Origin of the sequence: Asanoa siamensis (assembly GCF_016862555.1) — a bacterium.
GTDB lineage: Bacteria > Actinomycetota > Actinomycetes > Mycobacteriales > Micromonosporaceae > Asanoa > Asanoa siamensis.
On record NZ_BONE01000124.1, the window covers coordinates 1 to 16,567 of the forward strand.

Here is a 16,567-nt window from a genome sequence, read left to right on the forward strand (position 1 = left end):
CTGGCGCGTCGTGGCGGGCTCGCCGAGAATGCGGGTAACGATCCCGATCTCGGAAGCGAGCGCCGATGGCTGACGAACCGATCCGCGTGACGGTGTGGGGCGAGGGCCGCCACGAGCGGCGCGACGCGAACGTGGCCGCCATGTATCCCGACGGGATGCACACCACGATCGCGGCGGGCATCTCCGAACACGCCGGCTCCGCGGTCGAGGTCCGCTGCGTCACCCTGGACGACGAGGGGCAGGGCCTGCCCGACGAGGTGCTGGCGGCGACGGACGTGCTGACCTGGTGGGGGCACCTGGCCCACGACGAGGTGAGCGACGACCTGGTCGACCGCGTGCAGGCCGCGGTGCTGGCCGGCATGGGCCTGGTCGTGCTGCACTCGGGCCACTGGTCCAAGATCTTCAAACGCCTGATGGGTACGAGCTGCGCGCTGCGCTGGCGCAACGGCGACGACCGCGAGCTCGTGTGGACGGTGGACCCGAACCACCCTGTCGCCGAGGGCGTACCGAGCCCGCTGGTGATCGAGCGGCAGGAGATGTACGGCGAGTTCTTCGACATCCCCGCGCCCGACGAGCTGGTGTTCGTGAGCTCCTTCAGCGGCGGCGAGGTGTTCCGCAGCGGCTGCGCGTGGCGGCGCGGGCGGGGCCGGGTCTTCTACTTCAGCCCCGGCGACCAGGACTACCCGGTCTACCACCACCCGGGCGTGCGCCGGGTGGTCGCCAACGCGGCGGTGTGGGCCGCCCCGTCCGGCGCGCCCCGGGCGGAGACGCCGATCGCGTACGCGCCGACGGGCTGGTACGCGTGACCCTGCGCGCGGTGCTGGTCGGCGCCGGCGCGATGGGCGCGGAGTGGCTGGCCGCCCTCCGCGCGTCTCCCGACGTCGAGCTGGCCGCGGTGGTCGACATCGACGCCGCGGCGGCGGCCCGCGCGGCCGCCGGTGTCCCGTCGTCGACGTCGCTCGCCGCGGTGGCGCCCGGCGCCGACTTCGTGGTCGACGCGACCGTGCCGGCCGCCCATTTCGCGGTCACCGCCGAGGCGCTGCGCCTGGGCCTGCCGGTGCTGGGCGAGAAGCCGCTGACCGAGACGCTGCCGCAGGCGCTGTCGCTGGCCGCCCTGTCGTCGCTGACCGGCACGCTGTTCGTGGTCAGCCAGTCGCGCCGGTTCGAGGCCAACCTGGCGTCGTTCAAGTCGCAGATCTCCGCCCTCGGCCCGGTCGGCTCCCTGACCACGACGTTCCACCGCGGCCCGCACTTCGGCGGCTTCCGCGAGACGATGCCGCACCCGCTGCTGCTCGACATGGCCATCCACCCGTTCGACACGGCCCGCTACCTGCTCGACGACGAGCCGGTCTCGGTCTTCTGCGACGCCTACAACCCGCCCTGGAGCTGGTACGCGGGCGACGCCTCGGCCAACGCGCTGTTCCGCTTCGCGTCCGGCGCGCGCTACTCGTACACGGCGTCGTGGTGTGCCGTCGATTTCGAGACGTCCTGGAACGGGAGCTGGGAGGCCCACACGGGCAACGGCACGGCGCGGTGGGACGGCGACCACGCGCCGGGCTCGCAGGACGGCGACGCCAACACCCTGCTGGAGACGATCAGCGCGTCCCTGGCGGTGTTCGTCGAGGCGTTGCGCGGCGGCACTCCCCCGGCCACCTCGGTGCACCGCAACGTGCTGAGCCTGGCGATGGTGCTGTGCGCGGTCGAGTCGGCCGACTCGGGCCGGCCGGTCGCCATCGACGACACGCTGGCCGCGGCGCACGCGGCGGCGGTCGCGACCGCGCCACCGGACGTGGCCGAGGTGCTGCGCTCGTGGCCGACGGTTCGCGAAGCCCTGCGCGGATAACAGAACTTTCCCGGATTCCAGCCGAAACAGCGACCCTTCGAGCCGATCGACTTGATCATCTCGCCGCCTGTTGACCTGCGCCTTCGCCCGTGTCGGACGTCGCGCCGTTCGCGCTGTTCATCGGCGCGGCGATGTCGGTCACCGCGTTCCCGGTGCTGGCGCGCATCCTCACCGACCGGAACATGCTGCGGACCGAGGTCGGCGGGCTCGCGCTGGCCAGCGGCGCCGTCGACGACGTCATCGCCTGGACGCTGCTCGCCGGCGTCGTCGCGATCGGTGCCGGCGGCGGCGACGTGCCGTGGCAGACGCTGCTGGCCGTGCCGTACACCCTGCTGATGTTCCTGGTCGTCCGGCCGCTGCTGCGCCGCCTCGCGAGCGCCCGCGAGCGCGCCGGCCGGCTCACGCCGAGCATCCTCGCGGTCATGCTGGTGGGGCTGCTGCTGTCGTGCTGGGTCACCGAGGCGATCGGCGTGCACGCCATCTTCGGGGCGTTCCTGTTCGGCGCGGTGATGCCACGCGCCGGCGGCGAGGCCCTGCGGCACGAGACCCTGGAACGGCTGGAGCAGGTGAGCGTTCTGCTCCTGCTGCCGGTCTTCTTCGTCATCGCCGGGCTCCGGGTCGATTTGTCCACCCTGGACGGTCGCGGCCTGCTCGACCTCGCCCTGATCCTGGCCGTCGCGATCACCGGCAAGTTCGTCGGCGCGTACGCCGGGGCGCGGTTGAACCGGATCTCCCCGCGCCGGTCGGGTGCCCTGGCGACACTGATGAACACCCGTGGCCTCACCGAGATCGTGATCCTCACCGTCGGCGTGCAACTCGGCATCCTCAACGACACGCTGTTCTCGATGATGGTGGTGATGGCGCTCGTCACCACGGTGATGGCCGGGCCGCTGCTGGCCGTGATCTACCCGAACCGGCTCGTCGAGCAGGACGCGGCGGAGCAGCAGCGGGCGGCCCTGGGTGTGCCGCAGGCCTACCGCGTGCTGGCGATCGTGCCGCCCGGGGCGGCCGCGGCACCCCTGGTCGACCTGGCAGCCGGCGTGGCGGCGCGGCGCGATCCGGCCGAGGTGATTCTCAGTCGCGTGCTGCCGTACCCGAGCGCGCGGGTCGAGGTCGGGACCGGCCTGTCCGGAGACCTGGTGGCCATGACCGCCTCCATGGCCGAACTGGCGGAGCTCGCCGAGCCCGTCCGGCGCGCCGGCCCGTCGGCACCCGTGTTCGCCCGGTTCAGTGCCGATCCGGCGGCCGAGATGTCGGCCCAGGTCGACGCGACCCAGCCGGACGTCCTGGTCGTCACGGCCGACCAGGACGGCTACCAGGCCTTGCGCCGGGACATCGGGACGAGCCTGGTCACCGTCGTCGCCCCGCTGCCGGCCACGTGGGCCGGGGTGTTCGTGCGGGCGAGCGCGGACGCCGACGGCGAGGCGGCGGTGCGGATCGGCGCCGACCTGGCCGCCGCCCACGGTGTGGATCTCGTCGTGGACGCCGGGGGCCGCCCGCCGCGCCGCCTTACGTATATCGTGCAGGAACTCGGGAACGGGGTCGCCTTCGGATCGACCGCGCCTCCGTCGGCTCTGGTCGTGGGCACCGGCGAGGCGGCGGGCACACACCTGCTCGTACGCGCCCGACGGGACGCACCCGCGAAGAGCGGATTGCCGACGGCACCACCGATGCCGGCACCGGCATGACGCACACTCGTACGGAAGCTCGACGCAGGCGGGAGTAAGGGAACGATGGCCGGCAACCAGGCGCCACAGGGGCGGCCCCTGCGCGACGGAGACCCGCGCCGGCTCGGCCGGTACACAGTGGTCGGTCGGCTCGGCGAGGGCGGCATGGGCACCGTCTACCTCGCGCACACGCCCGACGGCGTGCCGGTGGCCGTCAAGGTGATCCGCACGGACCTGGCCCACGACGAGCAGTTCCGGCGCCGGTTCCGCAGCGAGGTCAACCGCGCCCGGCAGGTGCCGCCGTTCTGCACGGCCGAGGTGCTCGACGCCGACCCGAACCACGACATGCCCTACCTGGTCGTCGAGTACGTCGACGGGCCGAGCCTCGCGGCCGTCGTGGCGGAGCGCGGTCCGCTGTCGCAGTCGAACCTGCACGGGCTCGCGATCGGCGTCGCCACCGCACTCACCGCGATCCACGGCGCCGGCGTGATCCACCGCGACCTGAAGCCCAACAACGTCCTGCTGGCGGCGGGCAGCCCGAAGGTGATCGACTTCGGCATCGCCCACTCGCCGCAGGCGACGACCGGCCTCACCCGCACCGACCAGATGGTCGGCACCGTCGGATACATGGCGCCGGAACGGTTCGAGCCGTCCACCGGTTCAGCCATCACCCCGGCGGCGGACATCTTCTCGTGGGGTGCGGTGATCGCCTTCGCGGGCACCGGCCGGAACGCGTTCGGGTCCGACCACGCACCGGTGGTGGCCGCGCGGATCCTCACCCAGCCGCCGGACCTTTCCGGCCTTTCCGGCCTGTTGCGCGACCTGGTCGAGCAGTCGCTCGCCAAGAGCCCGGAGGACCGACCGACCGCCCGCGGGCTGCTCGACCGGCTGCTGACGACGGGCGCGTCCCGCTCGCCCGACCTGGCCGCGGCGTTCGCCCGGCAGCCGGCGCTGCAGGTCGCCGCGGAGGAGGCCGTCCAGGCGACGGACAGGGGCGATCCCGTGACCGTCGCCGATGCCGCCGCACCGTCCGCCCTGACCCCCGCCGTGGTTCCCGATCCCGATGCGACGACGCTGTTCGACGGGCGGCCGCCGCGGGCCTCGGCGCGGGCGACGCCGCCTCCGCCCGCGCCGCCGCCGTCGTCGACCCCTTCGTCCGCACCGAGCCCTTCGCCCGCTTCGGCGCCTTCGGCCCGGTCCTCGGGTGGCCGGTGGAGTCGGGTTCTGGTGCTGGTGATCGCGATCGCGGCGCTGGCCACGTCACTGACCGTCGCGGGCCTCGTCTACCGCGGCCTCCCGTCCGACGGCGGCGCGGCCAACCCGCCGGCCACGAGTGCCGCGGCCACGACCCCGACTCCCACTCCGACGGCGCCGGCCGGCTCGGCGCCGCCCGGCCAGGTGGTCATCGCCGACCCGCTCACGGCGCCCGGCGTGTGGCCGGTCCGCACCGACGCGGTCAACCACGCGACCTGCGCGTACGACAACGCGTTCGTGGTCACCCGGGACACTCTCGGCTCGTACCGCTGCCCCGGGGTGCCCGACGTGCTGACCGACTTCAGCGTCGCCGTCGACGTGCGGCTGCGTACCCCGGGCAGTTGTGCCGCGGTCTGGTTCCGCTTCGACACGGCCGGCTTCGTCCTGCGCGTCTGCGGCGAGGCCTACTACCTGGCGACGCATGGCGCCGGCGGCCCCTCCACCATCACGCCGCTGCGCACCTTCCAACTCGCCGAGCCGATCCCGCTGGACACGGCGACCAGGGTCGCCATCACGGCGAGCGGGCCCAACCTGACGTTCGCCAGGGACGGCGCGCAGGTCGGCACGGCCGCCGGGGCCGGCTTCGAGAAGGGACGCGTGGTCCTGGGCATCTTCCAGGACGGCCAGACGGACACCACACCACCGTTCTCCGTCTCGTTCGCGAACATCGAGATCCGTACGCTGGAGCGCTGAGGGGTTCTGTAGCGTGCAGCGGTGACGTATCGCGAGGTGGGCGAGGACGCGTGGGCGTGGGTACGCACGCGGGTGCGCGACGACGACGGGCCCTGGCTGGCCGAGGAGGGCGCGACGGCGCCGCCGGCCGACCGGGACTCCCTCTACGCGGGCGTGGCCGGGCTGGCGCCGCTGCTCGCGGAGATCGCGGCCGGTCGTGAGCTGACCGGCGCCGAGCGTCGGCTGGCCGAGCGGGTCGTCGAGCGGCTGGAGGCGTCGACGACGCGTGAGGCCTCGCTGTACGACGGGCTGGCCGGCAGCGCCATGGCGTTGCGGCTGCTGGCACCCGGTCGCGAGGCGGTGGCGCTGCGGCGGATCGCCGACCTGCGCACCGCCGACGGCTGGGACACGACGCTCGACCTGGGATACGAGGGCCCGGTCACCGACATCGTCCTGGGCACCGCCGGCATCGTGCTGACCGCCCTGTGGGCGGGCGGTTCCGCGGCCGACGACGTCGTGGCCGGCGGTGGGACGGCGCTGCTGCGCCGGGCGGAGGAGACCGCGGGCGGCCTCGACTGGCGGATGTGGCCCGGCTACCGGTCCAGCAGCCCCAACTTCTCGCACGGCACCGCCGGGGTCGGGTCGGCGCTCGCCGTCGCCGGGCACGCTTTGGGCCGCGCGGACTTCGTCGACGCCGCCGTGCGCGGCGCCGAGCACCTGCTGCACGTCGGCGACCTCGCCGACGACGGGTTCGTCGTCCCGCACACGCTGCCGTACTCGACGCGGGACGTGGAACCGGTCACCTACACGTGGTGCCACGGGCCGGCGGGCACCTCGCAGTTTTTCGCCGCGCTCGCCCGGGCCGGCGTGCGCACGGTCGGCGGCCACGACGTCGGCGACCTGCGCCACCGCTGCCTGCGCGCGGTGCTCGCCGCGGGCGTGCCGGCCCGGCTGCGCCCGGGTTTCTGGGACAACGACGGGCGCTGCTGCGGCACCGCGGGGGTCGGGGACATCCTGCTCGACGCGTACCAGGACGCGGGTGAGGAATGGCTCCTCGACGGTGCCCGGCGGATGGGCGACGCGCTGGTCGAGCGCGCGGTCCGGGACGCCGAGGGGGCGCGGTGGCGCTTCGTCGAGCACCGGCAGGACCCGCCGCTGCTGCCGCCGGGGGTTTCCTGGATGCAGGGGCAGCCGGGATCGCGGCGTTCCTGCTGCGGCTGGGCCGGGTCCTGGAGACCGGGCCGGAGGCGCGCGTGCTCGATCGCCCGGACCAGTGGTGGTGCGTCCCGGACGCGCTGCGCACGAGCCGCGCCGGTCTCACCGAGGAGCCATAGCCACGATGCCGACAGTGGAAGACACCGACGCGTTCGCCGCGCGTTGTCACGCGGGCCAGGTCGACAAGGCCGGGCGGCCGTACATCGCCCACCCACGGGCCGTCGCGGCGCTGCTGACCGCCCACGGCGACGAGGCGGTCATGGCCGGGTTGCTGCACGACGTGGTCGAGGACTGCGGCGTGACGCTCGCGGACCTGCGCGCGATGGGCTATTCGGAGCGGGTCGTGTCGGCGGTCGACGCTGTCTCGCACCGCCCGGACGAGTCCTATCTGGACGGCATCCGCCGGGCGGCCGCGGACCCGCTGGGCAGGCTGGTCAAGCTGGCGGACAACACGACCAACAGCGACGAGACCCGCCTGGCGCTCTTGGACGAAGCAACGGCGGCCCGGTTGCGCCGCAAATACGCGGAGGCCCGCGCGGTGCTCCTGGACCTGTGACCATGCTGCCCGGCCGCTCGAGCCGCCGGACAGCAATCGACGGCGCATCAGTCAGGGCGGTGGGCGCCTTCGCGGGGTGGTAGGGCGTCGTCGTAGGCGCCGGATGGGCCGTGGTAGGGGTGGTCGTCGCGGTTCGGCCAGGCGTTGGCCGTGCAGCCGTGCAGGCCCAACGTCTGTTGTTGCATGACCGGGGCCGGGCGGCCGCGGCCCGGGCAGAGTTCGTGACCGAAGCCGAGGCGGTGGCCGACCTCGTGGTTGACCATGTACTGGCGGTAGGTGGCCAGGCCGGCCCCGTACCCTGGCACGCCCTTGACCCAACGCGCCACGTTGAGCACCACCCGGTTGCCGTTGCGGCACGAGGTGTAACCGTCCGGGATGTCCTGGCACAGGTGGTCGCGGGTGCCGGGGGTGGCGAGATAGATGGTGAAGTCGGCCGGCTGGCCGGCGCCCACCCGGCGCAGTCGCCACTGGCCGCCGGCGGTCCAGCCGCGCGGGTCGTTCAGTGTCGCGGTGATCGCGTCCGCCACCACGCCCACCGGCAGGCCGGTGATGTCGCGCTCGACCGCCACCCGGTAGCGCAGCAGGCGGCCGCTGCCGCGTGGGGCCGGGGACTCGGCGGCCGCCGTCGACCAGCGGTCACGGCCCGCGGCCGGGTAGCTGATGGCGGCGACCGGCGCGCGGGACATCCGCGCCGTCGGTGTGCGGGTGGGCTCCGCCACCTTCGCCGGGACGTCCACCGGCACCTGCGCGGCGCAGCCGCCCAGCAGCATGGCCAGCAGTGCCGTCGCGGCGGTCCGGCGCCGACGCGTACCCTGTCGCAGCATCTCTCTCCCCTCGCGCCGCCGGCCTGCGGCTGCGCGGGAGGAGAGACGGGTGACCAGGCCAGGAAGTTGATCTCGCGGGGACTCAACCTTTCACCGCCCTCATCCGTCCTTTCCCGCGTGGAACGGAAGGGGTCGCGGTGACCCGGGGTGACGCGGAGTTCGTGGAGTTCGCGGGGGCGGCGTCCGCGCGGCTCGTGCACGCCGCGTTCCTGATGACGGGCGACCACCACCGGGCCGAGGACGCGGCGCAGACGGCGCTGGTCCGGACGTACGCGTCCTGGTCGCGCATCCGGGAGGGCGACGCGTACGGGTACGCGCGCAGCGTCCTCGTCAACCACCTCGTCGACGGCTGGCGCCGGCCGATCCGGGAGTACCCGACCGAGGACGTGCCGGAGCAACGCGGCGCCGACGTCGCCGACGAGGTCACCACCCGGCGATGGCTGGTCTCGGTGCTCGGTGCGCTCAGCCCGCGCGAGCGGGCCATCGTCGTGCTGCGCTACTACTTCGACCTCGCGGAGGCGAAGGTGGCCGAGGAGCTCGGCGTTTCCCTCGGGACCGTCAAGAGCACGAGCTCGCGTGCGCTGGAAAAGCTGCGGGCCGCCGGCATCCGCGCGCCAGAGACCCAGGAAACGTGCCCATGAGCGAGCTGAAGCGGTTGCGCGACGCGATGCGCGCGACGGAGCGGCCCACCGCCCTCGACGTGGCCGCCATCATGCGCGACGGGCGGCGGTTGCGCCGGCGGCGGCGGATGGTGCGCACCGGCGGCGCGACGCTGGCGGCGGCGTTCGTGGCCGCGGCCGCGTTCACCGTGGTCGACCGGGCCGATCCCCCACCGGCCCAGCACCATCCGACGCCGGCCGCGGTCCTCCCGACGTCCGTGGCCCCGTCCGACGCGCCGCCCGCGCCGGTCGGCGGGGTGGTCGACACCGGCATCCGGTACGGCGCCGAGGAGCGGGTCTACTACTTCGTGCCGGTCGAGGTGCCGCACGTGCCCCGGGTGCGGATCGGGCTGGTCGGTGGTCGCAGGCTGCCGGGCGGCGCGCTGACCGCGGACTATCTGGTGAACGACGTCAAGGGCAACGACCGCAGCGCCGGCTTCCACGAGATCGGCTGCGACCAGTCGGACGGCCGCCTGACGGACCCGCAGGTGCCGACGTTCGGCTACTTCGTGGGTCCGGCACACAGCATCATCGGTACGGTCGACGGCCAGAACATGAAGGCCCGGCTGGCGCGGTGGAGCGAGGACCCGCAGGTGGTGATCTTCTGGTTCGATCCGACGGAACTGGCGCCGGGCGTACCGCTGGACGGGATCGTCGCCCATGATGTTCACAACCGCCGCTTGTAAATCTTTCTGCAACCTCTCCTCGGCGCCGCACGTGTCCTTTGCATCGACCGGAGGAGGTAGGTGCGTTGGCGGACGGCGCCGGGTTCGACCAGTTCTACCAGGGCAGCTGCCGACGGCTGCTCGGGTACGTCTTCCTGCTCACCGGCGACCTGCCCGAGGCGCAGGACGTGGTGCAGGAGGCGTACATGCAGGCCTGGCAACACTGGTCCACGATCGAGGCGTACGACGAGCCCGAGGCCTGGATGCGGATGGTGGCCAACCGGATCGCGATCTCGCGGTGGCGGCGGATCCGGGGGCGGGCGCGCGCCTATCTGCGGCACGGGGCGGCGGATCCCGTGCCCGCGCCCAGCCTCAACACGGTTGCGGTGGTGGCGGCGCTGCGCCGCCTTCCCGACGAGCAGCGGAGGGCCGTGGCCATGCACTACCTGCTCGGCATGCCGGTCGTCGACATCGCCCGGGAGACCAGCGCACCCGTCGGCACCGTGAAGGCCCGACTGCACCGTGGCCGGGCCGCGCTGGGCGAGTTGCTGGCAATCGACTCCGGGGAGCACGCCGATGCCTGAGTTGCAGGACCTCATGGACGAGGTACGGAGCGACCTGACCGCCGTGCGGCTGCCGCGCGGTGCGGATGTGCGTCGCCGGGTCCGGCGCCGGCGGCAGCGTACGTTCGCCGCCGTGGTGCTGGTGACCGTCGTGGCCGCCGGCGCGGTCGGCCTGGCCCGGCCCGACCCAGAGCCTCAGCCTGTGCCCGCCGTGTCACCGACTGCGGGGCCTTCGGTGATCCCGCGGTCCGCCCTGCTGCGGCCGGAGGACGTCGGCGCCGGGCCGGACACCCAAACCGACGGGGAGGACGCATTCCAGCCGCTCAGGTTCGAGGTCATGCTCGAGTCCTGCTTGCGGGAGCGCGCGCCGGCCCTGCTCGCCCTTCGCTCGCGCCACTCCCACCGCCAGACCCTGCTGCTCGGCACGGCGCGCGACCGGCCGGCACAGCCTGTCGTCCTCGGGCAGGCGGCGTACCGCCTGGCCGATGCGCCGCAGGCCGCGGCGGTCCTCCGCGACCTGCGCGCGGCCACGACCTACTGCGAGGGCTTCACGCGGACCGGAGAGCGGGAGGTGTCCGGCCGCACAGTCGCGGCCCAGGGCCGGTACGGCTGGCCGATCGTGGCGAGCGGGTTCGCGGGCGACGACTCGATCCTGGTGCGGCACGACGCGATCACACGAAACGCGGACACCGGTGAGGTGATCGGAGAGTCGAGCGTCCTCTCGGCCTACGTGCAGGTCGGCGACCTGGTCACCGTGCTGGAACCGCGCGCCGGCACGTCGGTCGCGGAGCTGCGGCGGATCGCCAGCAGCGCCGCGCAGCGGCTATGCCCGGCGGCCGCTCCGAGGTGCTGACCTCAGGCCGCATCACGGGAGGACAACGGCCAGCGACCCGCGGCTCACGTCGCCCAGTCCCGGTGACCTTCCAGCGCCGCGGAGTGGTTGGTGCCGGCTGGTTCGGTCGGGTCGGCTCTTCGAACAGGTCGCGCCTCTCGTCTACGTCCACCTCGGACACCGGGAACTTTCTCGGGCGTGACCACCTGGCGGTGGCGGATCCGGGCGAGTTGGGTACGAGCCGGCCCTCGAGGACGTAGCGGCGGCCGTAGGCGTCCGACTCTCCGAACAGCCGGATCATCCAGTCGTCGGGCGTGAGCCGCAACGCCCGGTGCTCGGCCGCGAGTGACCGCGCGAGCGGCGTCCGGTCGATGTCCGCGCGGGTAGGCCGGTAGCCGGGCCGATGTTCGATCAGGAGGGTGGACGGACGGCGGGTGGCGGCCCATGCGCGACCTTCGGGGGTGTGGGCGTCGTCGATCCAGAGCGCGGGTCGCGAGCCGGCGTAGACGTCGACCACCGACTCTTTCCCGCGCGGATGGAACGGCGTCGCGGAAACTCGGCCACCGGAGGCTGAGCGAGGCCGAGTACGGGGCGATGTGGTGGAGTTGCCCTTCTTCTTGAGGTGGGTGGCGGGCCCGATGGATCGGATCCGCTGGCCCGCCTTGAGCGCCATGAAGACCCGGATGGCCACCGGCGTGCCGAACAGCGAGATGATGAACGCGACCGCCGCCGCGACGATGACCGCCCTCACGGACGCCCCCACGAGCCGGCCGTGCGGGTTGTCATTCGCCAGATCATCAGTCACGAAAACATGACTTGCCATCGAACCCGAACCGAAGCATCCCGGCCAGGGAGGCTCGGGGCACACGGCGAGCTCGCGCTTGACTCACGGGTTCGTTGCGTTCTTGGCGCCCACTCGGGTGATCAATGGGGTAGGCCTGGCGGACTGGCAGCGGTCCGCGTGAGGTGGAACAGGTCACGTGCCGCTCGGCCACTGTCTCTGATCAAGCCCGGTAGGTACTGGGCGATCTCTTCGGGCCGCCGGCCAACGATGTGTCGGTTCCAGCGGACGAAGAGCTGCCTCACCTGCTCCGTGACTTCGCGGCCCTCGAGCAGGGTGACCCGCAGGCGCGACATATGGTTCGAGAGCTGGTCGAACGCCGACCGCTCGTCGCGCTGGGACGCGCGCTGTCCGAGGCTGGCCATGAGGTGTTAGTGGCCGGTCCGGCATGTTACGAGCCGCCCGCTGCTTCCGGAGGCGTTCCATTCGCGCCCATAGACGACCGGTGGAACCGGCTCACCGACGAGCCTCACATCCAAAAGGCACTGACGACGAACTACCACGGGCTGAAGGCGAAACGGACAGCCATTAAGGTCGTGCATCGGACCCGGCGGCACATCGCCGCCGCGCTCGACGACATCATCGCAGCCGTCCCCGCCCGAACCGACGTCGTCGTGCACCACACTCCGCTTCCCGGCGAGCACCTCGCCGAGGCCCTCGGCGTCCCCGCAGTCCCGGTCTCCGCAGCCGATCTGGGTTCCGACCAGCGCCTCCGTGCCCGATGTAGGCGCCGCCGTGGCTGCCCAGATCCCTCAACCGTCTGAGCTACCGACCGGCCGCGCTCGCACCTCAGATGCTTTGGGATCGATAGGAAAGCACTGGCGTGCAGGACTCGGGCTGAGGACCCGGCGCGGATCCGGTGACCCGTTCCGCCGCCCCGACGGGGCCCGGCATTCGTACTTCAACCGTTCAGTCGCCATGTCCTCCCGCAGCCGGACGACTGGCCCGGATACGCACCTGTTACAGGACACTGGGCCCTCGCCAACACGGACCAGCGTCCGTCGCCCGCCTGGCCAGGTTCCTCGACAGCGGCCCACCGCCTTTCTACGTCGGGATCGCAATGGCAGGCGCGCACACCGACTCCGTCCACGTCGTCGACGAAGCTCCGCACGAGTGGCTTTTCCCGCACCGTAGCGGCCATCCACCACGGCGGAGCGGGCACGACAGCCGCCGCGCTGCGTGCCGGACGCCCGCAGGTGCTCTGCCCCGTCACCGGTGAGCAGCCGTTCTGGTCCAAGCGGATGCAATCCATCGGCGTTGCCGTACAACCCGTCGCACAGCGCCGGATGACCGTCGAGCGCCTCATCAACGCCGTCGAAGCGACCAGGTCCGACGCCACGATCCACCGTAGGGCGGCCGAACTCGGAGACCTGGTGCGCTCCGAAGCGGGAACACCTCGGGCAGTCGCACTCCTGCTCGAGCTCGCGACTCGCCCCGCGCGGACACGTGACGGTTGGCTCATACTTCGGGTCCCACCGTTGGAGTGGCCGTATCCCCGTCGAAGCAGGCTACCCCGCTCTCTCGCTCTTTGGCCCGATACATCGCGAGGTCCGCCCGGTGTACGAGTGCATCCGCTTCGACCGTCTCGCTGTCGGGTGAGGCGATCCCGATCGAGACACCGATGGTCAGCCGTCGTCCGGCCACATCCATCGGTTCAGCGATCGAAGCTCGGACGCGGTAGGCCAGCTCTACGGCGCTCGCAGGGGCAAGGTCCGTACCCAGCACCAGAAACTCGTCGCCGCCGAAACGACCCACGATGTCCCCGCGGCGAGTCGTCGCCCGCAGTCGTTCTGCGACATCAACCAACAGAGCGTCGCCCGCACTGTGGCCATAGGTGTCGTTGACGGCTTTGAAGCCATCGAGATCGAGGAAGAGGACGGCGAGGCCCGCCTCCTTCGAGCGTTTGTCCAGAGCTTGCTGCACGCGATCCATCCAGAGGGCACGGTTCGGCAGGCCCGTCAGTCCGTCGTGGAGGTGAGCATGCGCGAGTCGAGCCGAACGTCGCAACGCGGTCACCGCGAGGGCGACGAGGCACGCTACCGCTGCCACGAAGGCGCCGAACAACTGCCAGCTGACCTGCCGTGTCGAGTCTGTCGGGTTCAGCACCGCATCACCGGATGCCGAGAATACGATCCGCCAAGGGGTGCCTTGTACGGCGGCAGCCGCGTAGTAGTTGCCATTCACCGTGCCGGTCGATTCGTATGCCAGCCGCGAAGCCAACGCACGGTCGGTCATCTGCCGACCGATAGGCTCAGTGCCGGTCGTAGCAATGACGTTATTCTGGCCATCGATCAACTGCGCCCGACCGCCGGCGACGTTCAACGCAGCGGCCAGATAACCATCAGTGAAACGCTGGAGTACCTCCAGCGGCACCATCTGGGTCAGAAGACGGATGCCATTGCTGCTGGAGTACGCGACTGTCATGACTGGACCCGCGACAGGCTTACCCGTGACCTGGTCCGAGACATAGTTGCCGAAGGCGATCGTCCCGCTCTGCAGAGCCCGCGCTCGGGTGTCACCGACGATCGCTCGGGCCGCGTCATCAGCGAGTGGGGCTGGCACCGACGCCAGCACTTCGCCGTCCGAACCGAGTACTACTGCGAACTCTGTCGCCGTTGTCTCCTTGGCCAGCGCGGTCTGCAACGTGCTGTCGGGACCAGCAAGAAACTCCTCAGCAAATTGCCGGTTCTGACTATCGCTCGCAACCAACGTGCTGCTGGTCAGATCCGCCGCCAGACTGGCTCGGTTCGCGAAGTCGCGGCGCAGGCCGTCGCTGTCAGCGGCCTGCCTGAACCCTACGTACAGGCCTGCTCCGGTGATCAACGCCGCGACCAGCGCAACCGCGATCACGATTGTCAGCCGCCGAACGGAACCCATGCTGGCTTAGTCTAACACCATCCGTAGTGGTACCGGCCGAAGGATTTCACCATCGTCACCACCGGCCTCATGTGTTGACAGGCGGGGTTCTGGCAGCGGATTCCGTAGGTTGCCGACCGAGAACGGCAGCCTTCTCCAGGGCTCTCGTGCGGCCGACCGAGCAGCAGTACATCCTGAGGGACGCTAGCCGCGGATTCGGTCGACCGTTCACGCCTACCGGCTGACGGGGTTTAGCGCCTGCCAACCACGCCAAAGGCGATAGCGGGCCTTCGTGGAACGGATCGTCGTCGGGTGGCGGGTATTGGGAAGTCCACGCTGGCCCGGCGACTGGCCCGAGGTCTCGACCTGCCGCTGATCCACCTACGACGGACGATGCGGCCGCTTGGGTGGAGGTTGCTCGAAGAGCACGCCGGACACGCCGAGGTGGTCACGCTCACCAGCCGACGGGAGGTCGACCGATTCCTGGCCCGCCACGGACCAGGAAAGGCCGCCACGCCGAAGGCAGGCTGATCGGTCCAGACCAACCGCGGACCCGACAGGGCCGGACCACCCGCGGACCTGGCAGGGTCGGGCCCCCTAGGCCCCGACCCGGTGTCCGGCGGGAGCGACGGTCCGCACCACCGCGGACCCGGGACATGTCCTATTGCTCGGAAAGCTGAATCACGCTCATCTTCGCGTACTCGTTCGCCGTGGTGGTGCTGGTGGCGGCGGTGACCGCCGGCGCGGTCGGTCTGGCCCGGCGCGACCGGGAGGCCCCGCCGTTGCCCGCTGCGGCTCCTTCCGCCGTGTCCGCGGAGATCCCACGGTCGGGCATGCTGCGGCCGGAGGACGTCGGCGCGGGTCCGGACAGCCAGGCGGCGACCGAATCCCGATGCTGACGTCAACCCGGTTCTTCACGGGACGACGGCCAGCGGGCGGCGGTCCAGGTCGCCCAGTCCGGGCAGCTTTCCGGTGGTGCGGGTAGGTCGGTTCCGGCCAGTTCGGTGGGGTCGGGCACCTCGAACAGGTGGCGCCACTCGTCGACGTCCGCGTCGGACATCGGGAACGTCTGCTCCGGGGTGATTTGTTGGCGGTGGCGGATCCGGGCGAGTTGGGTCTCGCGGTCGATCGGCAGGTAGATCACCTGGCAGGTGGCGCCGATCTCGTGGGCCAGTTGGCGCAGGGCCGAGCGTTCGTCGCGGGACCAGAAGCCGAAGTCGAGCACCACGTCGGTGCCCGCCCGCAGCGTCTCCCGCGCGACCCAGACGAGCCGGCCTTCGAGCACGTCTCGACGGCCGTCGGGGTCCGACTCTCCGAAGAGCGGGATCATCCACTCGTCGGGCGTGAGGCGCAGCGCCTGGTGCTCGGCCGCGAGCCGGCGCGCGAGGGTGGTCTTGCCGGCCGCGGGCAGGCCGACGATGAGGAACAGGGTGGCCATCGTCGGTCAGCGGTCCGTACGGGCTCGCGCCCAGCGCAGCGCGCGGTCGACGTGGTCGCGGGTGAGGCCGATCGCCGGGTCGACGTCGACCAGCATGGTGGGCTCTCGGCGGTTGGTGGCCCATTCGCGGCCTTCGGGGGTGTGGGCGTCGTCGATCCAGAGCGCGGGCCGGTCGGCGGCGTAGGCGTCGATCGCGGGCACCTTCTCCCGCGGATGGAACGGCGTGGCCGGGAACTCGACCACGGGTAGCTGTCCGAGGCCGAGCACGGGCGCGATGTGGCGGTTGGCTTCGATGCCCCAGCCGGTGGCCCAGACGAGATCGAAGTATTCGGCCATCTGGCGCAGCCAGGCGCCGTGGTCGAGGCAGAGCCAGACGGGATCCTCGTCGGGGAAGAAGGGGTACTCCTTGTAGCCGGGCGGGCAGCCTGCGGCCGCGAAGGGGGAGAGCACCCCGTCGACGTCGAGCAACAGCAGCGGGCGAGCGGCCAACACCCGCAGATTGTCCGACCACCCACGGACCGCCGGCAACGCCTTTGCAAACGGCCGGCCACGCCGACAAACGCCGCCGCCTCCGGCGGCACGGCGGCACGGCGGCGATAGCGTGGCGGCGCGGCGGCGCGGCGGCGCGGCGGCGCGGCGGCGCGGCGGCGCGGCGGCGCGGCGGCGCGGCGGCGATAGCGTG

Annotated in this window: 15 protein-coding genes and 3 pseudogenes; 13 read left to right on the top strand and 5 right to left on the bottom strand. The window is 72.0% G+C overall.

All coding sequences use genetic code 11. The features are described 5' to 3' along the window. Window positions 1-65: 65 nt before the first annotated feature. The 6 genes and pseudogenes from Asi02nite_RS38710 (at window position 66) to Asi02nite_RS42910 (ending at window position 7,207) form a co-directional block, all read left to right on the top strand. Window positions 66-806 (top strand): ThuA domain-containing protein, encoded by a 741-nt coding sequence (locus Asi02nite_RS38710; protein WP_203719031.1) that lies wholly within the window; start codon window positions 66-68, stop codon window positions 804-806. Then, the gene (locus Asi02nite_RS38715) at window positions 803-1,843 is read left to right on the top strand and encodes a Gfo/Idh/MocA family protein (protein ID WP_203719032.1); all 1,041 of its coding nucleotides are present in this window, start codon (window positions 803-805) and stop codon (window positions 1,841-1,843) included. Before Asi02nite_RS38710 ends, Asi02nite_RS38715 begins: the two co-directional genes overlap by 4 nt. An 89-nt stretch (window positions 1,844-1,932) precedes the next feature. Next, window positions 1,933-3,531, top strand: coding sequence for a cation:proton antiporter (locus Asi02nite_RS38720; RefSeq protein ID WP_203719033.1), 1,599 nt, complete (start codon window positions 1,933-1,935; stop codon window positions 3,529-3,531). 45 nt (window positions 3,532-3,576) lie between these two features. After that, the gene (locus Asi02nite_RS38725) at window positions 3,577-5,457 is read left to right on the top strand and encodes a serine/threonine protein kinase (protein WP_203719034.1); all 1,881 of its coding nucleotides are present in this window, start codon (window positions 3,577-3,579) and stop codon (window positions 5,455-5,457) included. A gap of 153 nt (window positions 5,458-5,610) precedes the next feature. Then, window positions 5,611-6,447 (top strand): annotated as a pseudogene (locus Asi02nite_RS42905) (lanthionine synthetase LanC family protein); the annotation flags it as partial. 328 nt (window positions 6,448-6,775) lie between these two features. Beyond that, window positions 6,776-7,207: an HD domain-containing protein gene (locus Asi02nite_RS42910; RefSeq protein ID WP_203719045.1), complete on the top strand. Its 432-nt coding sequence runs from the start codon at window positions 6,776-6,778 to the stop codon at window positions 7,205-7,207. A gap of 47 nt (window positions 7,208-7,254) precedes the next feature. Here the strand turns inward: Asi02nite_RS42910 and Asi02nite_RS38735 are convergent, their stop codons facing one another. Further along, on the bottom strand, window positions 7,255-8,031 hold the full coding sequence (locus Asi02nite_RS38735) for a DUF3152 domain-containing protein (protein ID WP_203719035.1): 777 nt from the start codon (window positions 8,029-8,031) through the stop codon (window positions 7,255-7,257). A 137-nt stretch (window positions 8,032-8,168) separates the two neighbouring features. On the opposite strand from Asi02nite_RS38735, the gene Asi02nite_RS38740 reads away from it, so the two are divergent. The 4 genes from Asi02nite_RS38740 to Asi02nite_RS38755 all read left to right on the top strand — a co-directional run bounded on the left by Asi02nite_RS38740 (window position 8,169) and on the right by Asi02nite_RS38755 (window position 10,771). Further along, window positions 8,169-8,672: a SigE family RNA polymerase sigma factor gene (locus tag Asi02nite_RS38740; RefSeq protein ID WP_203719036.1), complete on the top strand. Its 504-nt coding sequence runs from the start codon at window positions 8,169-8,171 to the stop codon at window positions 8,670-8,672. Next, window positions 8,669-9,376 carry a hypothetical protein gene (locus Asi02nite_RS38745; RefSeq protein WP_203719037.1) on the top strand — a complete coding sequence of 236 codons (708 nt, stop codon included), beginning with the start codon at window positions 8,669-8,671 and terminating at the stop codon, window positions 9,374-9,376. Before Asi02nite_RS38740 ends, Asi02nite_RS38745 begins: the two co-directional genes overlap by 4 nt. A 65-nt stretch (window positions 9,377-9,441) precedes the next feature. Further along, window positions 9,442-9,939, top strand: coding sequence for a SigE family RNA polymerase sigma factor (locus Asi02nite_RS38750; RefSeq protein ID WP_203719038.1), 498 nt, complete (start codon window positions 9,442-9,444; stop codon window positions 9,937-9,939). Beyond that, the gene (locus Asi02nite_RS38755; RefSeq protein ID WP_203719039.1) at window positions 9,932-10,771 is read left to right on the top strand and encodes a hypothetical protein; all 840 of its coding nucleotides are present in this window, start codon (window positions 9,932-9,934) and stop codon (window positions 10,769-10,771) included. The genes Asi02nite_RS38750 and Asi02nite_RS38755 overlap by 8 nt, the downstream gene beginning before the upstream one ends. A 577-nt stretch (window positions 10,772-11,348) precedes the next feature. Here Asi02nite_RS38755 and Asi02nite_RS42115 read toward each other — a convergent pair. Further along, window positions 11,349-11,501, bottom strand: a pseudogene (locus tag Asi02nite_RS42115) (phospho-N-acetylmuramoyl-pentapeptide-transferase); the annotation flags it as partial. Window positions 11,502-11,887: 386 nt separating this feature from the next. On the opposite strand from Asi02nite_RS42115, the gene Asi02nite_RS38760 reads away from it, so the two are divergent. Together Asi02nite_RS38760 and Asi02nite_RS42915 are read left to right on the top strand one after the other, a co-directional pair. After that, window positions 11,888-12,355 carry a glycosyltransferase family protein gene (locus Asi02nite_RS38760; RefSeq protein WP_203719040.1) on the top strand — a complete coding sequence of 156 codons (468 nt, stop codon included), beginning with the start codon at window positions 11,888-11,890 and terminating at the stop codon, window positions 12,353-12,355. A gap of 372 nt (window positions 12,356-12,727) precedes the next feature. Next, window positions 12,728-12,964, top strand: a pseudogene (locus Asi02nite_RS42915) (glycosyltransferase); the annotation flags it as partial. Window positions 12,965-13,049: 85 nt separating this feature from the next. Here Asi02nite_RS42915 and Asi02nite_RS38770 read toward each other — a convergent pair. Then, a complete protein-coding gene (locus Asi02nite_RS38770; RefSeq protein WP_203719041.1) occupies window positions 13,050-14,468 on the bottom strand; it encodes a sensor domain-containing diguanylate cyclase in 1,419 nt (472 codons plus the stop codon). 689 nt (window positions 14,469-15,157) lie between these two features. Between Asi02nite_RS38770 and Asi02nite_RS38775 the strand changes: the two genes are divergently transcribed. Then, a complete protein-coding gene (locus tag Asi02nite_RS38775; RefSeq protein ID WP_203719042.1) occupies window positions 15,158-15,346 on the top strand; it encodes a hypothetical protein in 189 nt (62 codons plus the stop codon). A 2-nt stretch (window positions 15,347-15,348) separates the two neighbouring features. On the opposite strand, the gene Asi02nite_RS38780 is transcribed toward Asi02nite_RS38775, so the two are convergent. Both Asi02nite_RS38780 and Asi02nite_RS38785 read right to left on the bottom strand, forming a co-directional pair. Continuing rightward, complete coding sequence (locus Asi02nite_RS38780; RefSeq protein ID WP_203719043.1) at window positions 15,349-15,885, bottom strand: P-loop nucleotide/nucleoside kinase family protein; 537 nt, start codon at window positions 15,883-15,885, stop codon at window positions 15,349-15,351. A 6-nt stretch (window positions 15,886-15,891) separates the two neighbouring features. Beyond that, entirely contained in the window at window positions 15,892-16,377 is a 486-nt protein-coding gene (locus tag Asi02nite_RS38785; RefSeq protein WP_203719044.1) for an HAD domain-containing protein, read from the bottom strand. Window positions 16,378-16,567: the final 190 nt, after the last annotated feature.